Annotated in this window: 22 protein-coding genes and 2 pseudogenes; 11 read left to right on the plus strand and 13 right to left on the minus strand. The window is 34.9% G+C overall.

Annotated features, from left to right (window positions below; translation table 11 throughout):
- Positions 1-715 precede the first annotated feature (715 nt).
- From MOK21_RS12340 to MOK21_RS12355, 4 genes are all read right to left on the minus strand, one after another.
- Entirely contained in the window at positions 716-1,249 is a 534-nt protein-coding gene (locus MOK21_RS12340) for a VanZ family protein (RefSeq protein WP_249074269.1), read from the minus strand.
- Positions 1,250-1,401: 152 nt separating this feature from the next.
- Entirely contained in the window at positions 1,402-2,301 is a 900-nt protein-coding gene (vanY, locus tag MOK21_RS12345; RefSeq protein WP_249074271.1) for a VanY-A/VanY-F/VanY-M family D-Ala-D-Ala carboxypeptidase, read from the minus strand.
- Positions 2,302-2,957: 656 nt separating this feature from the next.
- The gene (locus MOK21_RS12350; protein WP_249074273.1) at positions 2,958-3,176 is read right to left on the minus strand and encodes a helix-turn-helix domain-containing protein; all 219 of its coding nucleotides are present in this window, start codon (positions 3,174-3,176) and stop codon (positions 2,958-2,960) included.
- 10 nt (positions 3,177-3,186) lie between these two features.
- Entirely contained in the window at positions 3,187-3,672 is a 486-nt protein-coding gene (locus tag MOK21_RS12355) for a DUF2975 domain-containing protein (protein ID WP_249074275.1), read from the minus strand.
- Between the two features lie 608 nt (positions 3,673-4,280).
- Between MOK21_RS12355 and MOK21_RS12360 the strand changes: the two genes are divergently transcribed.
- The 3 genes and pseudogenes from MOK21_RS12360 (at position 4,281) to MOK21_RS23995 (ending at position 5,674) form a co-directional block, all read left to right on the plus strand.
- Positions 4,281-4,430: a YjcZ family sporulation protein gene (locus MOK21_RS12360; protein ID WP_249074276.1), complete on the plus strand. Its 150-nt coding sequence runs from the start codon at positions 4,281-4,283 to the stop codon at positions 4,428-4,430.
- Between the two features lie 217 nt (positions 4,431-4,647).
- On the plus strand, positions 4,648-5,037 hold the full coding sequence (locus MOK21_RS12365) for a spore coat protein (protein ID WP_249074278.1): 390 nt from the start codon (positions 4,648-4,650) through the stop codon (positions 5,035-5,037).
- Positions 5,038-5,357: 320 nt separating this feature from the next.
- Positions 5,358-5,674: pseudogene (locus tag MOK21_RS23995) on the plus strand (YkvA family protein).
- A 193-nt stretch (positions 5,675-5,867) separates the two neighbouring features.
- On the opposite strand, the gene MOK21_RS12375 reads toward MOK21_RS23995, so the two are convergent.
- Positions 5,868-6,182 carry a hypothetical protein gene (locus MOK21_RS12375; protein ID WP_249074279.1) on the minus strand — a complete coding sequence of 105 codons (315 nt, stop codon included), beginning with the start codon at positions 6,180-6,182 and terminating at the stop codon, positions 5,868-5,870.
- A 720-nt stretch (positions 6,183-6,902) separates the two neighbouring features.
- Between MOK21_RS12375 and MOK21_RS12380 the strand changes: the two are divergent.
- Positions 6,903-7,868 (plus strand): annotated as a pseudogene (locus MOK21_RS12380) (hypothetical protein); the annotation flags it as partial.
- Between the two features lie 106 nt (positions 7,869-7,974).
- The gene (locus MOK21_RS12385; RefSeq protein ID WP_249074280.1) at positions 7,975-8,526 is read left to right on the plus strand and encodes a GNAT family N-acetyltransferase; all 552 of its coding nucleotides are present in this window, start codon (positions 7,975-7,977) and stop codon (positions 8,524-8,526) included.
- 40 nt (positions 8,527-8,566) lie between these two features.
- Here MOK21_RS12385 and MOK21_RS12390 read toward each other — a convergent pair whose 3' ends face one another.
- From MOK21_RS12390 to MOK21_RS12415, 6 genes are read right to left on the minus strand one after another with little or no spacing between them, the layout of a single operon-like run.
- On the minus strand, positions 8,567-8,947 hold the full coding sequence (locus tag MOK21_RS12390; protein WP_249074281.1) for a GntR family transcriptional regulator: 381 nt from the start codon (positions 8,945-8,947) through the stop codon (positions 8,567-8,569).
- Positions 8,944-10,530, minus strand: coding sequence for a hypothetical protein (locus MOK21_RS12395; protein WP_249074282.1), 1,587 nt, complete (start codon positions 10,528-10,530; stop codon positions 8,944-8,946). Before MOK21_RS12395 ends, MOK21_RS12390 begins: the two co-directional genes overlap by 4 nt.
- Positions 10,520-11,221 (minus strand): ABC transporter ATP-binding protein, encoded by a 702-nt coding sequence (locus MOK21_RS12400; RefSeq protein ID WP_249074283.1) that lies wholly within the window; start codon positions 11,219-11,221, stop codon positions 10,520-10,522. Before MOK21_RS12400 ends, MOK21_RS12395 begins: the two co-directional genes overlap by 11 nt.
- A 20-nt stretch (positions 11,222-11,241) precedes the next feature.
- Positions 11,242-12,021 carry an ABC transporter permease gene (locus tag MOK21_RS12405; RefSeq protein ID WP_249074284.1) on the minus strand — a complete coding sequence of 260 codons (780 nt, stop codon included), beginning with the start codon at positions 12,019-12,021 and terminating at the stop codon, positions 11,242-11,244.
- 4 nt (positions 12,022-12,025) lie between these two features.
- The gene (locus MOK21_RS12410; protein ID WP_249074285.1) at positions 12,026-12,928 is read right to left on the minus strand and encodes an ABC transporter ATP-binding protein; all 903 of its coding nucleotides are present in this window, start codon (positions 12,926-12,928) and stop codon (positions 12,026-12,028) included.
- Positions 12,912-13,163, minus strand: a complete 252-nt coding sequence (locus MOK21_RS12415; RefSeq protein WP_249074286.1) for a PLD nuclease N-terminal domain-containing protein — start codon at positions 13,161-13,163, stop codon at positions 12,912-12,914. Before MOK21_RS12415 ends, MOK21_RS12410 begins: the two co-directional genes overlap by 17 nt.
- A 176-nt stretch (positions 13,164-13,339) precedes the next feature.
- On the opposite strand from MOK21_RS12415, the gene MOK21_RS12420 reads away from it, so the two are divergent.
- Entirely contained in the window at positions 13,340-13,876 is a 537-nt protein-coding gene (locus MOK21_RS12420; protein WP_249074287.1) for a helix-turn-helix domain-containing protein, read from the plus strand.
- A gap of 34 nt (positions 13,877-13,910) precedes the next feature.
- Complete coding sequence (locus MOK21_RS12425; protein ID WP_249074289.1) at positions 13,911-14,771, plus strand: YitT family protein; 861 nt, start codon at positions 13,911-13,913, stop codon at positions 14,769-14,771.
- A gap of 81 nt (positions 14,772-14,852) precedes the next feature.
- Here MOK21_RS12425 and MOK21_RS12430 read toward each other — a convergent pair whose 3' ends face one another.
- Positions 14,853-15,698, minus strand: a complete 846-nt coding sequence (locus MOK21_RS12430) for a hypothetical protein (RefSeq protein WP_249074290.1) — start codon at positions 15,696-15,698, stop codon at positions 14,853-14,855.
- Positions 15,699-15,823: 125 nt separating this feature from the next.
- Positions 15,824-17,020 carry a YbfB/YjiJ family MFS transporter gene (locus MOK21_RS12435; protein WP_249074292.1) on the minus strand — a complete coding sequence of 399 codons (1,197 nt, stop codon included), beginning with the start codon at positions 17,018-17,020 and terminating at the stop codon, positions 15,824-15,826.
- Between the two features lie 103 nt (positions 17,021-17,123).
- Between MOK21_RS12435 and MOK21_RS12440 the strand changes: the two genes are divergently transcribed.
- From MOK21_RS12440 to MOK21_RS12455, 4 genes are all read left to right on the plus strand, one after another.
- Positions 17,124-18,002: a LysR family transcriptional regulator gene (locus tag MOK21_RS12440; protein WP_249074293.1), complete on the plus strand. Its 879-nt coding sequence runs from the start codon at positions 17,124-17,126 to the stop codon at positions 18,000-18,002.
- A 180-nt stretch (positions 18,003-18,182) separates the two neighbouring features.
- Positions 18,183-18,329 carry a hypothetical protein gene (locus MOK21_RS12445; protein ID WP_249074294.1) on the plus strand — a complete coding sequence of 49 codons (147 nt, stop codon included), beginning with the start codon at positions 18,183-18,185 and terminating at the stop codon, positions 18,327-18,329.
- Between the two features lie 38 nt (positions 18,330-18,367).
- On the plus strand, positions 18,368-18,514 hold the full coding sequence (locus MOK21_RS12450) for a hypothetical protein (protein WP_249074295.1): 147 nt from the start codon (positions 18,368-18,370) through the stop codon (positions 18,512-18,514).
- 181 nt (positions 18,515-18,695) lie between these two features.
- Positions 18,696-19,004, plus strand: coding sequence for a hypothetical protein (locus tag MOK21_RS12455; protein WP_249074296.1), 309 nt, complete (start codon positions 18,696-18,698; stop codon positions 19,002-19,004).
- Positions 19,005-19,029: the final 25 nt, after the last annotated feature.

Genomic DNA, 19,029 nt, shown 5'->3' on the forward strand with positions numbered 1-19,029 from the left:
AACCCGTTAAGCTCCGATATGCTCCATTTTTCGAGTTCACCACTAATTTTGACTATTTGTACGAATTGCGGAGAAGTAGCTTCAATGAAAGTTAAGAAACCTCAAAAGTTCCAATAGTACTTTATATTTCATATAAAGGTTCACCTTCCAGCGGAGTGAACCTTTATTAATTTCTTCCCTCAGAATGAAATCCCTTACTGAACACTTTGTTTCGTTTGATCCTTACAATGTTCAGGAGTCACATTTGGAATTTAAAATAATGGAATAGTGAAGATAATTAATATAAAACAAAAAAATTAGGTACTCACTTTTATAGGGTTTTCAAAAAAAAAGATTCTTTTGATACATATCCTTGGTGTACCGAACGCCAATAAAAGAATCTTTCTAAATACATAAAATCAATTCTATATTCATAACATTTCTTCCATTTAAAATCTCAAAAAAAGCTTAGGAACGACTCCTAAGCCTTTCTATTATTGAGTAATGCTTGATTCGAAACCAGATTTTTTAAATAGCTAATTTAAATAAACTCATTCTGAAAAATATTAATCAAAATGGAGTTTAACCTTTTTTATTTAGTATTAAATTTTTAATAAAGTTTTATTATTTTTGTACTCCTGATTTCACTAAAGCCTCCGTTAGCTTAAGTGTATCCATTCACAAATGTGCAAATAAGAGTGCAGAGCAAGGTCTATCAAGCAAGAGTATAAGAATATTAAAGAATGCGAAGTTTAATACCGAAAACACCTGATGAAAAACAAATACTCAAAATCAAGAATGTGATTCCTGTTATAATTGAAATTAATCCAATAGCATATTCGACTTTATCTTTAAAAATTTTGCATAAGATTTTATAAAAAACAACTCCAAAGAATCCTCCTAATCCATTCAAAATTATATCATCAATGTCAGTAGCACCTACTTTAAATGAGTATTGGAAGATCTCAACTGCCACACTAATAAGAACGCTCCATAAAGTGTTAATGAATATCCTTTTATTGTGATTGAACAAAATCAAATAGATACCTAATGGTATAAATAAAACAATATTACCCAGTACATTAATTAATGAAATAATACCACCATTAGATAAGTAATCCGTTATAGTATAAAACGGTATAAGATTTACAGATTGAAATGAATTTGTTTTAAAAAATAAAAATGCAAATAAAATAAAAATATAAAATCCTAATCCTATAATTAACAAAATATAGCTGTGTTCTGTTTTTTTACTTTCATTAATCTTCATAGAGTATTCTCCAAATTCTAATTTATTTTCTTATAAGATATCTGCCTATATTATTATAATCCCCTATAAACATTAATATTTACTTAATTTAATCCCTATTTTGGCCGTGTGGTAATACCGTTCATCAATTTCGTTCGGTTTATTCCGCACCCTCACCTGAGTTTATACGTGTTATCAGGAAATAGTGTCACAACCACACCATCCGTATTATTGCCCGATACCTCAAAACGAAGATTTGCTGGCACATTAATAGTGGTATTTTCTGTAACAGGATAATATATGACCTCATATTTTTGACCATTTATAGTAGCAGAAATATGTTTTTCTTCTTTTAGATAGTCTAAATATTCCTCTAAAACATAATTCTTTTCTTTCATAATCGCACTATGCGGTAAACCGACATAGCGGATATGCCATGGTTCATTCATAATTCCCGTTATGTCCGTTTTATCCTTTGGATAACGTAGAGTAAACCCGTATTTCCAAGCGTTCTCTGCAATCCACTCTCCCTCAGGTGCTACCTCCATCTTCCCTTGGGTACTTCCCACATCAAGCGATAAACCTAAATTGTGTTCGCTGTAGCCTGCTGGCAAGGCACGAATGGAACCCATTTCTTTATAAAGTTTAGATTGCTCTTTAAATCCTCGAAAACCACTCGTAATTAAAAAACTAGAAACTTCATCTTCTTCCGCATCAAGAACCATATCCGAAAATTTCCTTGCTATATCTTCTGATAAATATGTTTCGCTATTAAACAATCTGTATCCTTTTACCAATTCTTTGCGAGCATTTAAATTGATTACATCTGATTTTATACTTTCATTGTGAACTGGGTACTTATTGTTGACCAAAAGTAAATTTCCTTGAAAAATTTGTTCTACTGGAATTTCTACTTTTGTTATATTTCCAGAAGAAAACTTACCCTCCACTACACCATTCTCATTATTGGCATTTCCTATTACACCTTTTTCCTCTTGAAAAAACGGTACTATCTTAAAGGCTGTCACACCCAAACATATTGAAAAAATTAATAAAAAGCCCCACTTTTTCATTCTTAACTTCTCCCTTATTCTTCTTTACTTAAAAGATTATAAGTAAAACTAATTAAGAAAAAGGTAGGATGAATCTTAAGTTTTTCTTAAATTATTTACTTAAAATATGATGCTATCTTAACTATTTTGTTTACTTACCTCTTGTTGAAATAAAACCATCAAATCAACTATTTCGAAAACAATTTCTATGTTAAAATTAACTTCAATATGCACCTAAAAATACTCTTTTCTTCAACTAAACTCCACCGTCAGTTCAAAACAGCTAGGTTTGCTTTGCTAAAACTAATGGAAATCATTAGCTTTTTTTATCCACTATCTGATGCAAAATGGATCTCTGTGATATTTATGACGACGACGTACCGTACCAAACGTCAACAAAGGAATATTTTTAAATACATAAAAAACCAATGCTATATTCATAACATTTCTTTCATTTAAAACCTTAAAAAAGGTGATTCATTTTTTCACCAAAATCCTTAGACATAAGTTCATCAAAAAGGTCCCCATCTCACCGTTGGACCTTACCCTTCTTCTGTTATGTTTCTTAGAATTTAGGGTATTACCTTTATTTATCAATTTATTAGATGATTTCTAGAAAAGCAAAAAAACTCTTAAGGATAAGACCCAAAGAGGTTAAATAAATTTGTTGTCTGTTTTTATTGAGTGTCTTCATCACCTTTGCACTCCAAAATATCACCTGGCTGACAGTGCAAAGTCCTACATATCGCTTCTAAAGTTGAAAAACGAACCGCTTTTGCTTTCCCATTTTTCAGAATAGAAAGATTCGCCATAGTAATTCCAACCTTTTCCGAAAGCTCCGTTACGCTCATTTTTCGTTTTGCTAACATCACATCAATATTAATAATAATTGCCATATCATCCACCTCAGACCGTCAAATCGTTTTCTGATTTTATATTAATCGCTTCTTGTAGAAGTCGTTGGAGGATAGCAGCAAAAACGGCGATAATTAACGAAGCAAAAATGATGATGAGTCCCATTATTCCAATAGGAGGGTCAACTTCCTTTGCTATAAAATGGAAGAGTGGCAAACCTAATATATACAAGCCACTGATTATAATCGCACAGCACTTTATGTTCTTTAACGCCTTTACAGATAATTCCGAGAACGCTGTGTTCCAGTCAATGTACCGTAAAAGATTAAAAGCCTGATAGAGAGCAAAGTAAAAAGCCACAGCCGATCCATACATCACGATGAAAATGAGATATTTCATTAGGGAAAAATGTGGATATAATCTTGATGCGAAATTAGCCATATTGGGTACTAAAAATATACATAAAGCAAGAACTGCAATTCCAGCCAGAAAAATAATTACCTTTAAGAAAATTGTTGAACCTCGTTTAACATTCATATTAAGCACCTCACTTATTTATAAATTTAACATATTATTTATCGTTTAGCGATAAATTTGTATTGTTTTTTATTATATTATTGTTATTTATATATCCTTTTAATTTTGATATTCATTAAAAAATTCACAATAAAAAACTCGAACCATAACTTATTTTTGGGGGAATGTATTTTGTTAATGTCAAAAGCATGGGAAACATAAGGTTTTTCCTTATTTGGTTGTTGTGTTGGTTGACCTTCACAGCCTCCCTCAATTGTTACTCATGGTCACTTTCATCCGAGTGACCCTTTTTTAGTTTCTTTATTCATATTGTTCATTAGTTTACTGTAGCGTGTGACAACGCTACGGCTTTTTTATTTTAATTCTATTTCACAGACAGTTCACTATACAAACATAGCTATCACATCATAATAATAGTAAGGTAAAGCTAATTTAGCCTTACACCTCCGTAACTTTTTACTAAGGGTCACTCCTATCCCAAGTGACCCTTTTTTTATGGTCTTATCTCACAAAAATATATTTTGTAATGCCTATAGCTGAATGGTTTACCCCCCCATCTTCTTCTTTGCAGACAACATATTATAGAATGTAAAAAGGAGGTGTTATTTATGGGATACTATGGTGGAAATGTTGGTGGCATTAATAACTGCGGCTATTACGGCGGCGGTTATGGTAGCGGTTCATCATTTGCCTTAATTGTTGTACTATTTATACTTCTAATTATTATCGGTGCTACTTTCATGAATACAGGGTATTAACATTTCCGATTTAAGGGCCGCCAATCAGCCTGGTGACCCTTTTATAGTTACTTTACTCAAAAGTACCCTATAGGATAGACTTCGATCTAGAAATGGAATGGCTTATTACAAGTATTGAAAATATAAAATTCAATATTCTCCACTCACCCTCCTTATTGTCCAAACAATTGAATTCTATATGAATAAAATATTATATAGAATAGGAGGTGAATATAAATTGGCATCATTTGAAATTGGAGCGAGAAGTCTTTTCAATTTTCGAAACGAACGCTTTTTCCTATTAGTTGAAGATGAAATTACAATTCCAGATAAAGGTGTGGAGATTGATCCAGTTAATATCTATGAGATTGACCAACAAACTTTCAATTTTATCAAAGATGAAGGAGATACTCCTGTAGTTGTACCACGTTTTAACCTTCCTCCTATACCACCTGGATTTAAATTAGAACGCAAATGTATTTTTACAGTCGATAATTCATACTTTGTAATCTATGATTTAGAAAATGGCACTGATAACAATGTTATTTTAAGAATCAGTGCAGCTTTATTTAACTCCTTGAGAAATTCTGGTGTTCGTGAATGTATTCCTCAAGATTTCATTAATTAGACGGGTATTGTTATATATCCCTTCAATAATATTTTTATTTACCAAACAACTGTACAAAAACAAGTGATCAATTTTATTGGTTGCTTGTTTTTTATTTTGAAGGTATTTACGCATGTTTAACACTTCAGTACACAGTTTACAAATAACACACTCGATGTTGCCCTTGTTTTGATATAGCTTTTCATTTGTGCTGTCGTCATATACTGCAAACATATTTTCTTACCTTCTTTCTGACACGATTCTTAAATTGTTCATTAGTTTTTATTTCCCTTTTTACTTAGCTAACTTATACATCATAGTAACGAAAGGGAAGGTTTTCAATGAACAACAGTTTAATATCAAAATTAAAAGTATTTGCAAAAAAATTAAAACAAAATTTATTCCTACTTTATCTGTCTTATAAAGATCCCAGAACACCTGGTATGCAAAGCTTTTGGCTATGCTTGTAGTTGCATATGCTTTTAGCCCTATAGACTTAATCCCAGATTTTATACCTGTTCTAGGGTATCTTGATGATTTGATAATTGTTGTCATGGGTGTGTCAACTAGAGAAGATATTGGATTAATGTATGGTCAAATCCATACAGCAAAAGCTCAACTTGACGCTAAAATACTACGCCATTACATGATTATCTAAAAAGTAAAAATGATTTATCTGACTAACCTTCTCCTGTATTTTGACGCACAATTTCGGAGTACCGAAAGCCATCAAATTTTAGAGTGAATACTAAAAAAATATGTAGAGTCAATTGCTATGAATACATTCTGATGAATAAACTGTTTCCATCAGAATTCTCCCATTCATAACAATTGTTTATTTGTAAACATTATTATTTTGATGAATTACCACTTGAAGAGTTAATGGCTGTATTTTGTAATGATTGATTCATTTGTTGTGAAGATTGGTTTGCTTGTTGTTGAGGTTGCTTCGACTGTTGTGAAGTTTGGTTCATCTGTTGTAAAGGCTGAGACATTTGCTGCAATGGTTGTGCCATTTGTTGTATTGGCTGCATCATTTGTTGAGCATTCTGTAGATTTAATTTATTCGAAATATTTTTTGTGAACCGTTGAAGAGTCCCATTTTGAAATCCTCTAGCTACTCCCAAAATAACGGCTCCAATTACACCCCATGTTAGAAATCTCACTAATAAAAGCCTCCTTTCTTAAGGCAAAATATTTAAACACGTTTAGTATTGGAAATCAAGCTAATACTATACCTGAACATTTTTGGGATTATTATTATGTATCAACATAGTTCCTACATAAAAAATGAAGTTGCTCCACGTATTCAAAATGATCTATTCTCCCTACGTATAAAATAAATTTGATACAAACATACTTAATAATATGTAATTCCCTTCAGCCGCTATAAATTGCTCATGACTAAACCCACATAACTCCGAGCATTTATAGTAGCTATTCTTATTTCTACCATTCAATCAAATTTGATAGCCAACCTGTAGCATTGCATCGCCCCAAGTTGTTTTGCAGAACGCTATCCCACTATTACATAATCAGCCTTCCAAACATTTTTCTGAGCTTTAGGGTGTGATGATGCGGCTTTTTTAATGTATAGGTAACCTTAATTTGCATACATTAAAATTGAGTGTATCGTACGCACTTAACTCGGTTGTGGCGTTAGTTGACCGTCACAGCCTCCCTCATTAAGATCACTTCACTCAGTGACCTTTTTTAAGGTTGGTTAGTGCCACCGCCATTACATGCAGATTATCTAGAAAAGTAAAAATGATTTACCTGACAAACCGTCTCCCCAGTATTTCACTGGGGATTTTTTGTTTCCTTTTTAACTTCAAAATTATTATCGAAACCTTCTCCTGCAACTTAAAAAAGGTTCTTCGATACATGTCTTGGGTGTAGTGATGGCGATGAATTTATTTGGTCACGGAATTGCACTTTCTAGTGATTTTGTTATACAGGGAGCTCCGAAGCTAACTGCTGATGCTGCGGGAATTCCAGTAAGTGAGGTCATGTCTGCTAGTATCCCTCTTGTTATGACAATGGGCGTTGTGACTACGGTAGTCGCCTATTTCTTATTACGCCGTGATATGAAGCGTGGCTCAGCGGAATTATATGCTACAAACGACACAAATGAAGACGTAGAAAGAGTCATCCCTTAAAACCTCCTAACACTCGGACAAAAACGATTTTTCGCAGTACTTATTCCAATAGCCTTTGTACTCGATGTCATCGCCATGTCTATCTTAAAATTACAAGGTGGCGATGCAACTGCTTTAATAGGGGGCACATCTGTCTTTATACTCCTTTTGCTTTGCGTTGTAGCTCATAAAAAACAGGGGCTTGAAAAAACAACAAGCTATTTCATTCAAGGATTCCAATTCGGCTTTAAAGTGTTTGGGCCGGTTATTCCTATCGCAGCTTTTTTCTATCTAGGAGATTCCGGATTCACACAAATTATTGACGACTACTTACCAGCCGCTTCACATGGTATCGTCAATGATCTCGGTGTGGGTCTAGCTGCGGTAGTTCCATTAACAAAGGGAATTGCCGTCGTCACTTTAGCGGTCGTTGGTGCCATTACAGGCTTAGACGGCTCTGGCTTCTCAGGTATTTCCTTAGCAGGTTCCATCGGTAGTTTGTTTGACAAAGCTATTGGTGGAAGTACTGCAACTTTGATAGCTTTAGGGCAAATAACAGCAATTTTTGTTGGCGGTGGGACATTAATTCCTTGGGCTTTGATCCCGGCTGCTGCAATTTGTAACGTTAGCCCCTTCGAACTTGCAAGGCGAAATTTATTGCCTATGGCGATTGGTCTTGTGGTGACAACCATTGTAGCGGTGTTTTTACTATAACATTGTAAAAGTAAGGAACTCTTTTAGTGGTTTCTTACTTTTTTCTTTTCCACACAACGATAATGGTATAATTTAACTATGCAAATTAGAAAGGTAGATGATTTCAATGAAAGTCTCCTATTGGCGCGGGGATAAAATACTGTTAAGAGCGCCCAAATCAGAAGACATTCGTATGTTAGAAAATTCAGATGATGATATACTAAAAAACCTTGACTCCATCGCTTTTCCTCGGACAAATCAGCAAATTGAAGAATGGATCAACGAAATATCACAAGGGGCATCTACAGAGAGTGATAATTTTTACTGGATTGCAGAGGATGCTTCGAACAATGTCGTGGGGACCATTGAGGTTTCAGGATGTGATGCAAAGAATGGAACTTTTGATTATGCTATAACGGTATTTCCCTCACATAGAGGAAAAGGGTATGCAAAAGATATGATCTTAACGATTTTAAAGCACTATTTCTTTGAACTTCGCTATCAGAAAGCAACTATTTGTGTTTACTCCTTTAATGCATCATCGATAGCTCTACATAAAAAACTACGATTTGTGGAGGAAGGCCGCTTAAGAAATATGATTTATACAAATGGTACCTTTTATGACGAGGTCTATTTTGGAATGACAAAGGATGAGTTTACTAAAATACATGCTCATTAAAAAGAGATGGCTTCTGTACATTGCAGAAGCCATCTCTTTCTTAACGCTTACTATAATATTTAAGCAAATTTTCTTGGAACATCTGCTGTAGTTGGTGCTCGCTAATACCTAAAACAAAAGCTTCACACATTATTTGTTCAATCTTTATAGAAATTTGTTGAAGGTCAGCCCTCTTTGCTTCAGCAGACTTATTAACAATTGCTTTTGAGTTAGGTTTTATATCGATTATCCCCTTCATTTGAAGCTCCTTATAGCTTTTATGAACCGTATGAAGATTGAGATTTGTTTGAGCCGCTAAATCACGAATGGAGGGCAATGAGTCACCATTTTTCAAATTTCCCGTCGCTATTTCAATAAGTAGTTGCTGGGTTAACTGCTGATACAAAGGAATGTTACTTTTTGGATCTATTTTTACATTCAATTGTTTACGTATCCTTTCAAGTTCTTTCTTTCAAAAAACATTTTATAGATTACTGTAATTGTACATAAAGTGACAATGACCAAAATAATGATGGCTGTCATCGCTGGAGGAATTTTAATAGTAAGCAAGCTAAAATGGAGGAGCCCAACGATAATCAATAATGGTAAACCATATAGCAGGCTTATTAATACTGTAGGATTTGATTTTATGGCCTCCGATGGATTAGACCATTCGAGTAATGGATGCCTTCTATCATATACCGGAGACAATATATTATAAGTAATGATTAATAGTAATGAAATCAGTAAATGCAGTACTGATATAAAACTGCCTCTACCAAATAGCATATAAATAATATAGCTTATTACAACCGATATTGTCCCGATACATGATGAAGTCATAACTTTTGCCAAATAAATCTTTTGTTGATCAAATGGCAATGTCATGCTGGATGCATAGTATTTCCCCTCTCTTGAATAAGGAGTCCCACTAATATTGTTCACACAACTCATCAACAAAACCATATAGACAAATAGAAAAGATTCATTGTGCACAATCCATTCAGCCTTTAAAATATTCGTCTGTACAAGAATTAAGAAAATGATTGTACAAATAGGCGTTAATATCATCCCTAAAATAGCTTGCATTTTAAAGTACGGTTCAGACTGAATAATCCAATATTCACGCTGCAAATAATTGACCAAGCTGCTTTGAGTATCTCTCCCCCAAACTTTTGTCGTTTTTTCTATTCTACTTACAAGCATGCCATGTTCATAATACTTAGATGCAATCATTTTTATAGTTCCCTTAAACAATACATAACACAGTACGAATAATAAGAGTAAACTTATTGCCGTATTGAATGACAAAAATGTATCCACCAATGACTGTTGCATGGCAAAACGATAACCTATTGCTAGAAAATCAGAAATTGAAGCACTTAAGGATGATATTGTTGAAACATCTAATTTCACTAAAACAGTGCTGATTGCATGATAATTTTTTATGAGAAAGTACAGTATTGGGCTGATTCCGATACCTACTATAAGCGTCAGCCTAACAAGTAGATATACGGATGTGTTACTAAACCTACTGCGAAAATGATTCAAAATGGACAATATAAATAGAAGGAACAATACAATTAAAACGTCGACAACAAGTAAAAATGCCAGTGATTTTATAGCAACACCTAGCTTAAACTCAATCAGGAATATGAAAAATGTAGGTATTGATAAAATACTTACCGCCATGATCGGTAAAGTTACCCCACTTATAATTTTCGACATGACAACCTTCTTCGTAGAAATGGGTAAATGAGCCAACATAGAAAAATCACTTTGACTAAACACTACCGAAATAGCAAAATATGAAGTCAATATATATGTCACACCATTTGAAAGAAGTACATTGTAAAATACATACTCCGCTGGGGTCGCTATAAAATAAACAATGAGAGTAAGCACAAAGTACTGAACCGCTACATAAATAAATGCAATAATAAGAAGCACTTGAATGACTGGCTGCTTTGGCTTTGCATAAAAAGATGTTAAAAAGAATTTGATTAATTGCATATTATCCTTCATTGGCTTGTTTCTCCATAAAAATAGTCTCTAAGCTCCCATCGACTAGCAATTTCTCAACACGCTCATGTAAGACAATCTTTCCATCTTTTAAAAACGAGATGGATTGACAAATTTTCTCGGCAACATCTAATAAATGCGTGGAAAAAAGAACAGTCCCACCCTTTTCAACGTACTCTTTCATGCAATTTTTAAAAGCAACGACTGCAAGTGGATCTAATCCATTTAACGGCTCATCCATAATTAGGATTGGTGGGCTAATTGTAAAAGCAGTGATCAACGACATTTTATGAAGCATTCCATAAGAATACGTTCCCATAGGTTTATAAATACTTTTTTCCATACCAAAGACGTTAATAAATTTTTGTAGTTTTTCATCATCAGTTTTTTCATATAGTTTCAGAACGAAAAGTATCCAATCATATGCAGCTATATTTTTAAATACATGAATCGTATCAGGTATAAAATAAAATTGCTTTTTATAGTCGAGCGACTGTGATTTCACAACATTATTAATCGTGATTTTTCCGCAATTTTGTTCGACTAATCCAGCAATACAATTTAACGTCGTTGTTTTACCAGCACCATTTCCACCAACAAACGCCAGTATTTCTCCCTTTTCTAATTTTAACTCTACGCCTTTTAAAACCTCATGCTGGCCATACGATTTCTGTAAATTTTGTATCGATAACAAGTTTCCCCACCTGCTTTCATTTAAAATTTCTTTTTCGCAATGAAACTTTGCATAGTAATCATCATCAATACAACTAACAGTAGCGTTACGACAATATTAATGCCAACCCACGAATCCACATCGCCCGACATTAACATACTTGTTGCATACATACTATTACTAGCAGGATTAATAATGTCTATGAATGGATGTAGTCCAGCGACAAAACGGCAAATTAATAGGCTAACGATACTTATTAGTGCGATAAATGCAGGACTATTAAAAAATGTACTCATCATCGTAACAAACGTTATGATGAATAACAGCCAGACACAATAGAATGCTAAAGCCCACATAGCTTGAGGCACAGGAACAGTTGTAAATAAATATGCTGAATAGCCGTAAGATACCCAATAACCAAGAGCTATACAGATAACGGCCAAAATATAATGGATGATGATTTTACTATTTAAATAAGAAGATATCGATACTGGCCTTGTTAGGATAAATGCCATCATGCCATTTGCTTTTTCCCCTTGAATAATACTCATCGTAGCTACGACCAGAATAATAATACCTAACTGATCAAACTGAGAATTTAATGTTGAGGCAAGTACCTCCTGTCCCACAGGCTTTGCCATCGTAGGATCAATTGTTATGCCTTCAATACCACCCGCAGATTGTAAAATGACAGGTAAATAATACATCATGATCGGCTGAGTTAGTCCCAACAAGATAAATACGATTGGGAGCCAGAGTATTTTATATTCCCTTGCCATTTGCTGTACTTCTTTCTTGCTTAATGCCATAAAAGCATTCATTCTCTTACACCACCAATTCTAAAAATATTTCTTCTAGATTGTCTTGAATACCCACTTCAAATTTAGTAAACATCACTTTTGAATCTAATCCATGCTGTATTAATCGATTAGCATCTGTTTCCAAATTTTCAACATGGATTTTGAAGCCATTTCCACAGCTTTCGATTTTTTTCACATATGGTAAATGTTCAAGCATTGTTAACCATTGATAATCTGCTTTTCGAATCATTATAAAGATAGCTGATTCTTGATGGCGCTTAAGTAGCTCTGATTTTGTAGCATCTTCTATTTTGTGACCGTTTTTAATCATCACAAAACGCTCACAAATTTCCTCCGCATCGCTCAATATATGCGTTGATATTAAAACTGTCGTTTCTTTTTTGATCCCTTTTAATAGATTTAACACTTCCCTCCGCCCTATTGGATCTAGCGCTGATACAGGTTCATCCATAATCATTAAAGCTGGCTTATGCAATAATGCCTGTGCGATGCCAAGGCGTTGTTTCATACCACCTGAAAAGGTGCCGACATGACTATTTGCTTCCTTCCCTAAACCGACCTTTTCTAAAAGTAATGGGATTTCTTTCTGCAATTCACTTTTTGCTATGCCAGAAAGTGTTCCCATAAAGGACAATGTTTCAAATGCTGTCATCCATGAGAAAAAATTAGGATACTGAGGTAAGTAACCAATTTGATTTTTTATAGATGAAATCTTTTGACCATCAAGAAGAATTTCCCCTTTGTCGGCATTTAGAATGTCAGCAATGATTTGAATTAACGTGGATTTCCCCGCTCCATTTGGTCCAATTAACCCGACACACTCATTCGCATCAATGACCATTGAAAAATCATTCACGGCTGTTTTTTGTTTAAACCTTTTCGTAATATTTTTAATTTCTAAGCGCACGTTTATTGACCTCCCTCCTGCCAATAACGAAGTATAGGACAGAACCAATTGAGTTAAAGAACAAAATAATAATTGTCCACATCAGTATGTTTTCTCGCGTATCTCGGTGCCGGTATAGATCGAATAAAGCAACAATGATTAGAACAAATCCTACGAATAAAAACGGCAAAATGATTGGGAGTATGCTTGCCCAATCCAGTTGGCCTAAATCATCAAAACTATAGTGCAATTTCATTCCTAAAACCCCCATTCATTATCATTATCAATAATGATAACATAAGCTGTAAAAAATTTCATTACCTTTTCACTGTACATCCTTTTTAAAAAACTATAGTATATTTCTTGAGAATGTTCTCATATTGATAATATTTGATTGCTTCCCTTGATTCCATTAGACAGGAGGATCGTTTTATGCGGAATAAAGCAGAAGTTTTAATGCACCCTGTGAGAATGAAAATTTTACAAGCTCTCATGCACAATAAAGAAGAAGGTTTAAGCACTTTAGAGATGAATTCTATTATAAAGGATGTGCCTCAGGCTACTTTATATCGACACATCCAAATTTTAGTAGATGAAAGTATCATAAAAATTGTGAAAGAGCGAAAAGTCCGTTCTGTTACAGAGAAATTTTATGCATTAAATGAAGGAGCAGAAATTCTTAGTAAGGAGGACTGGACACAACTAACGGTCAAACAAAAATTAAATTATGTTTCTAACTATCAATTAACTTTACTATCTCAATATCAAAATTATTTACATTCACTTGGTGAAGAAGAAAGACTTGCAGATTTATCAACTTTTTCATTTATTGATTTAACATTAACGACTGATCAATTTATGAGCTTTGAAAATGAATTAAACGATTTAATCATTAAATACTATAATATGGCCGACTCAAACAATAATGAGACAAAAACAATAGCTATAAATATTATCCCAAAACCTTAAGTATGATTTTTACGTAAAGAAATGGAGAAGATTTATGAAAAGAAGAAAGTCAGTTGAAAACACACGAAAATTTATCATGATTATTATTGGTGCCATCATCGCAGCATATGGACTAGAAGCGGTATTAATTCCGAACGATGTCATTGATGGTGGCGTGACAGGTATTAGTATTATGGGCGCACACCTCTTCGGTATTCCATTAGGCGTACTGCTCTTTGTATTAAACATTCCTTTTATTTGGATTGGCTACAAACAAGTAGGTAAAACTTTTGCATTGATGAGTAGTGCTGGGATTGCAGCTCTATCTATTTCCACAGTGCTTATGCATGATGTAAAAACAATTTTAGGTCCAAATGATCCACTATTAATTGTTTTATCTGGTGGTATGCTACTGGGTGTTGGGATTGGGATTGTCTTACGTAACGGTGGTGCTTTAGATGGCTCTGAGGTTTTAGCCGTGTTGCTGTCACGTAAAATTCCGTTTTCAGTCGGGGATATTATATTATTTATTAATGCCTTTATTTTCTTAGGGGCAAGCTTTATTTTTGGCTTAGAAAGTGCATTATACTCAGCATTAACATACTATATTGCGAAAAACGTTATCGATATTATTCAAGTAGGTTTAGAAAAATCAAAAGATGTACGTGTTGTTAGTTCAAAATCAGATGAAATTGGTGATGCTATTCAAGCTCGCTTAGGACGTGGTGTTACATATACTAAAGGGCGTGGCGGTTTCTCCAATGAACCTACTGATATATTAAACTGTGTCATTAACCGTATGGAAGAAAATAAACTTGTGTCAATTATTAAAGATATTGATGAAGGTGCCTTCGTCGTTATTTCTGATGTTTCAGAGGTTCGTGGCGGGAACTTTAAAAAGCGTGATATTCACTAAAGTCTATTCACAATCCAACTATAAAACGCACATTGCTAAATTATTTAGTAGTGTGCGTTTTTCTGTTGGTGAATACTTGTTTTATTGCCTATGCTTTCGTTTATTTTTTAGCTTTTCAGTTAAATCATTAAAGTCTTGAATTACCTCTTTCATTGATGATTTTTTAGCTAATGCCATACCCTTTTGAATAGATTTAGATGCTTCTTCAAATTTATTCGCTTTAATTTGGGCATCTGCAAGGCAATACCAATAAAACCAGGCATCCATTTCTGAAATTTTTTCTTGATAAAACTTTTCGATGATTGGATAATATTTGTGATACAGCTCCTCATCATAAACCAGCTTAGTACCATTCCATTTCAGTACATCCACTAAATAACTTTCGCCAATATACATTTCCCAAACCGCTAGACCAACTTTTTGTTTCCCATTCACAAAATCCATTTTATGATAAGGAATATCCGCAATCTTTTTGAACGAGTTATCAATCCATTGATAAATTTCAAGTTTGCTTCCTGCTGCTGCACCAATTGTCACACCAAATAAATATTCCTTTGTACCATCACCGGTTATATCTACCAGACCCGAAAAATCCAAATTGACCCCTTGCACTGTAGTTTCCCAAATATTTCGCCAATCCGAATTGTGTTTTTTTAGCACAATGAATCCAAACTGAGAAGGTTGATTTTCTGCTTTCACTTCAAAAGTAAAAATCATTTCTTTCTGTCCATCGTGGTCAAAGTCATAGAGTTGAATTGGCAGTGTGGAAGAAGGATTTTCTGGGCTTATAAGTGAGGCATCGGTTGGCATAAACCTACTAACAATTTTCAGTAAATCTTCTTTCTGATTCCCGTTAGCGTGAACAAATATTGGACGAAAACTAACTGCAAAGAATAGTAATAATATAGGCAGCATTATTTTCTTCATCAATAAGTCCCCTTTTGACAGCCAGATAACACTTCTAGTATTGACGTAATTTGAAAAGTAATTCTTTCATTCACTTGTTATTACGTGTTGATAAAGTGTTGCTCCAATTAGCTAGGCTTTCTTCTCTATTCACTTATGGCATCCAGCTCTCCGACTTTTTCTTTTTCATAGTTTAATCCACTAATTAGACAAAAAGCTCCAACTACTACAACAGCTGTTGCACCCAATAATGCATATTGATAACTGTTTGTATAATTTGCTAATGTCCCTGCAAGTGAAGGACCTAACATTTGTCCCAAAGCATAACCAGCTGTTAGATAACCTAATATTTGGTGACTGTTCACCGGCAATATTTGTCTTGCTAAAGTGGTCGCGACGGTTGTAATGCCCATAAAGGTTGCGCCAAAAATAAAAGCACTTATATAGAGTGTCATCGTATTTGTCGCAAATGCTGGCAAAACAATGCCTAGCCCTTGAAAAAGCATAGAAATTAATAATGTTCTCACATAGCCGTAACGTTGTGCCAATTTAGAGCAAACTATGCAAGATGGAATGGCTGCTATCCCAACAACAAACCAAACATAGGAAGCATCACCATGAAAGCTTGTTGATTCTTCTGCAATGGACACAATAAATGTCCCAGTAACTATATAGCCAAGGCCCTCTAAGCTATAAGCTATAATTAACCACTTCATCCATGCCTTAGGTGGGACTTTTTGGGACGATTTTGTTTGACCTGGTTTCTGTTGTGTATGTTGTGGAGTAATTGGCTTGATAAAAAGTATGATGAATACCAGCAATATGACACTAAACAACGCCAAAGCAATCCATGTTCCATTCCAATCAAATATTGCATGTATGGGTGATACAATAACTGCACTTAGAGCAATTCCGATACCTACCCCACTATAAAAAAGACCTGATACATGTGATTGACCATTTCGAGCTAGCTGATCGAGCACAAGGCTAGCAGCAATTACAAAGATTAAGGCACTCATAACCCCTGATATAAAACGAAGTATATACCATGCGAAAATGGCATCTGTAAAGCCCATCATAGCTGTTACCATAATACTAATAACGAGTGATATTTGTAAAAAAGGTATACGTTTATTGACCATTTGTAAGCGTCCCGCCACCAATGCCCCTACTAAGTATCCTAAATAATTACTCGTTGCTAAAAAGCCTGCTGTGGCACGACTAAAAGCAAAAGTATCTTGCATATACGGCAAAATAACCGTATAGGAAAAGCGACCAATGCCCATGGCAATGACTAATGCAAAAATGCCTCCTACTAAATATCGAACTGTTTGCTTATGCATATCTTTCCCCTCCCTCTTCTCACTATAACGAAAATTCAGTTATCACAAATAGCACGAATTCGTTATAATAGATATCAAATAAACTGATGACTGGAGGGAACATATGAATAGTAATGATCTCTTAATTTTTCGGACAGTCGTGCAAACAGGTAGCTTCTCCAAGGCCGCTACAAAGCTTAACTACACACAATCCAACATCTCAATGAAAATTCAAAATCTTGAGGCTATGTACGATACAACCTTTTTTTATCGAGGACATCGAGGCATCCGATTGACACCAAAGGGAGAACATTTTTATGACATCGTATTAAAAATGTTACATCTCTATGAAAAATCTTTTGAAATACTCCAGGATACAGAAGAAAATAGAGGACTTTTACGTATCGGTTCAATGGAAACGACTGCGGCACTACACCTACCAACGCTGTTAACAACTTTCCATAAAGCCCATGAACAAGTGGAAATCACAATATTGACAAGTCCATCCCAACGTAATATCGAACGGCTAGAAAACTATGAATTAGATGGTGCTTTTGTAACAGGACCTGTTTATAAAGAAAATATCCTCGCGAAAGAATTTGTTTGTGAGGAGCTTGTTATCATCACATCTAACAAGCATAAACGAATGGAAAGCCTACTAGATTTAGAAGACAATACATTTATTACTTTTCCACATGGCTGCTCATATAGAGCTATATTAGAGCAGTGGTTGCGTGAAGACGGTGTACAACCACAAAAACGCATGGAATTTGGCACCCTCGACGGAATCATTGGCTGCGTTGCTGCTGGACTAGGTGTAACATTACTACCCCGTGCAATCGCTGAAAGATATATGGATACACAGTCACTGTCGCTGCACATACTACCAACAAAACAAGCTCAAATTCCAACTTGGTTTATTTATCGCAATGACGAAGTACAATCACCTGTGCTAAAATATTTTCTCGAGACGATTGATGCATACGACTATCCGTCGCTTTGACGAGGCTATCCGTCGCTTTGAATTCTATCCGTCACTTTAACGGTTCTATCCGTCGTTTGACGGTTCTATCCATCGTTTTGACGAGGCTATCCGTCACTTTGACCATTCTATCCGTCGCTTTGAATTCTATCCGTCACTTTGACAGTTCTATCCATCGTTTTGACGAGGCTATCCGTCATTTTGACTATTCTATCCATCGCTTTAAATTCTATCCGTCACTTTGACGGTTCTATCCGTCGCTTTGACGGTTCTATCCGTCGCTTTGACGAGGCTATCCGTCACTTTGACCATTCTATCCGTCGCTTTGAATTTTATCCGTCACTTTGAAGGTTCTATCCATCGTTTTGACGAGGCTATCCGTCATTTTGACTATTCTATCCGTCGCTTTGAATTCTATCCGTCACTTTGACGGTTCTATCCGTCGCTTTGACGAGGCTATCCGTCGCTTTGACGAGGCTATCCGTCACTTTGACTATTCTATCCGTCGCTTTGAATTCTATCCGTCATTTTGACGGTTCTATCCACGCTTTTGGCGCGGCTATCCATCATTTTGATGATTCTATCCACGATTTTGGCGTGGCTATCCGTAATTTGGGATTCTATCCGTCACTTTGACGGTTCTATCCACGCTTTTGGCGCGGCTATCCATCATTTTGATGGTTCTATCCACACTTTCAAGAAAAGGAGACATATATGGACTTATTTATCGCAAGCAATCGCCAACTACCTATCCGTTATTACGTCAATGAAGCGATTTGGATTCGTCGCGGTTGCTTAAGTTTACATCAATTAACACTACCTTTTTTTGTAGAAGTAGAAATAAAAGACCCACTTCATTTATTGAAAATTACAGAATATGTTCAAGAAGTCCAACAACAATATCGCTATACAGAAATTCAAATTGTTACGAAGCACAATCATATTTTAATGCACTTGCAAGAGCTTCTTCCCCACTCTAATGACAATCATATTCTCACTATTGAGCAACAAATTCGCCCATAAAAAAAGGTAGCATTGTTTGATAAAA

Source organism: Lysinibacillus sp. BPa_S21 (genome assembly GCF_023337795.1).
Classification (GTDB): Bacteria; Bacillota; Bacilli; order Bacillales_A; family Planococcaceae; genus Lysinibacillus.

Bases quoted from the DNA above. Each gene is read 5' to 3' on its own strand.
- MOK21_RS12340 (WP_249074269.1), bottom strand. From the start codon at position 1,249: ATGAAGATTAATGAAAGTAAAAAAACAGAACACAGCTATATTTTGTTA.
- vanY (WP_249074271.1), bottom strand. From the start codon at position 2,301: ATGAAAAAGTGGGGCTTTTTATTAATTTTTTCAATATGTTTGGGTGTG.
- MOK21_RS12350 (WP_249074273.1), bottom strand. From the start codon at position 3,176: ATGGCAATTATTATTAATATTGATGTGATGTTAGCAAAACGAAAAATG.
- MOK21_RS12355 (WP_249074275.1), bottom strand. From the start codon at position 3,672: ATGAATGTTAAACGAGGTTCAACAATTTTCTTAAAGGTAATTATTTTT.
- MOK21_RS12360 (WP_249074276.1), top strand. From the start codon at position 4,281: ATGGGATACTATGGTGGAAATGTTGGTGGCATTAATAACTGCGGCTAT.
- MOK21_RS12385 (WP_249074280.1), top strand. From the start codon at position 7,975: ATGAAAGTCTCCTATTGGCGCGGGGATAAAATACTGTTAAGAGCGCCC.
- MOK21_RS12395 (WP_249074282.1), bottom strand. From the start codon at position 10,530: ATGAAGGATAATATGCAATTAATCAAATTCTTTTTAACATCTTTTTAT.
- MOK21_RS12405 (WP_249074284.1), bottom strand. From the start codon at position 12,021: ATGAATGCTTTTATGGCATTAAGCAAGAAAGAAGTACAGCAAATGGCA.
- MOK21_RS12415 (WP_249074286.1), bottom strand. From the start codon at position 13,163: ATGAAATTGCACTATAGTTTTGATGATTTAGGCCAACTGGATTGGGCA.
- MOK21_RS12420 (WP_249074287.1), top strand. From the start codon at position 13,340: ATGCGGAATAAAGCAGAAGTTTTAATGCACCCTGTGAGAATGAAAATT.
- MOK21_RS12425 (WP_249074289.1), top strand. From the start codon at position 13,911: ATGAAAAGAAGAAAGTCAGTTGAAAACACACGAAAATTTATCATGATT.
- MOK21_RS12430 (WP_249074290.1), bottom strand. From the start codon at position 15,698: ATGAAGAAAATAATGCTGCCTATATTATTACTATTCTTTGCAGTTAGT.
- MOK21_RS12435 (WP_249074292.1), bottom strand. From the start codon at position 17,020: ATGCATAAGCAAACAGTTCGATATTTAGTAGGAGGCATTTTTGCATTA.
- MOK21_RS12440 (WP_249074293.1), top strand. From the start codon at position 17,124: ATGAATAGTAATGATCTCTTAATTTTTCGGACAGTCGTGCAAACAGGT.
- MOK21_RS12455 (WP_249074296.1), top strand. From the start codon at position 18,696: ATGGACTTATTTATCGCAAGCAATCGCCAACTACCTATCCGTTATTAC.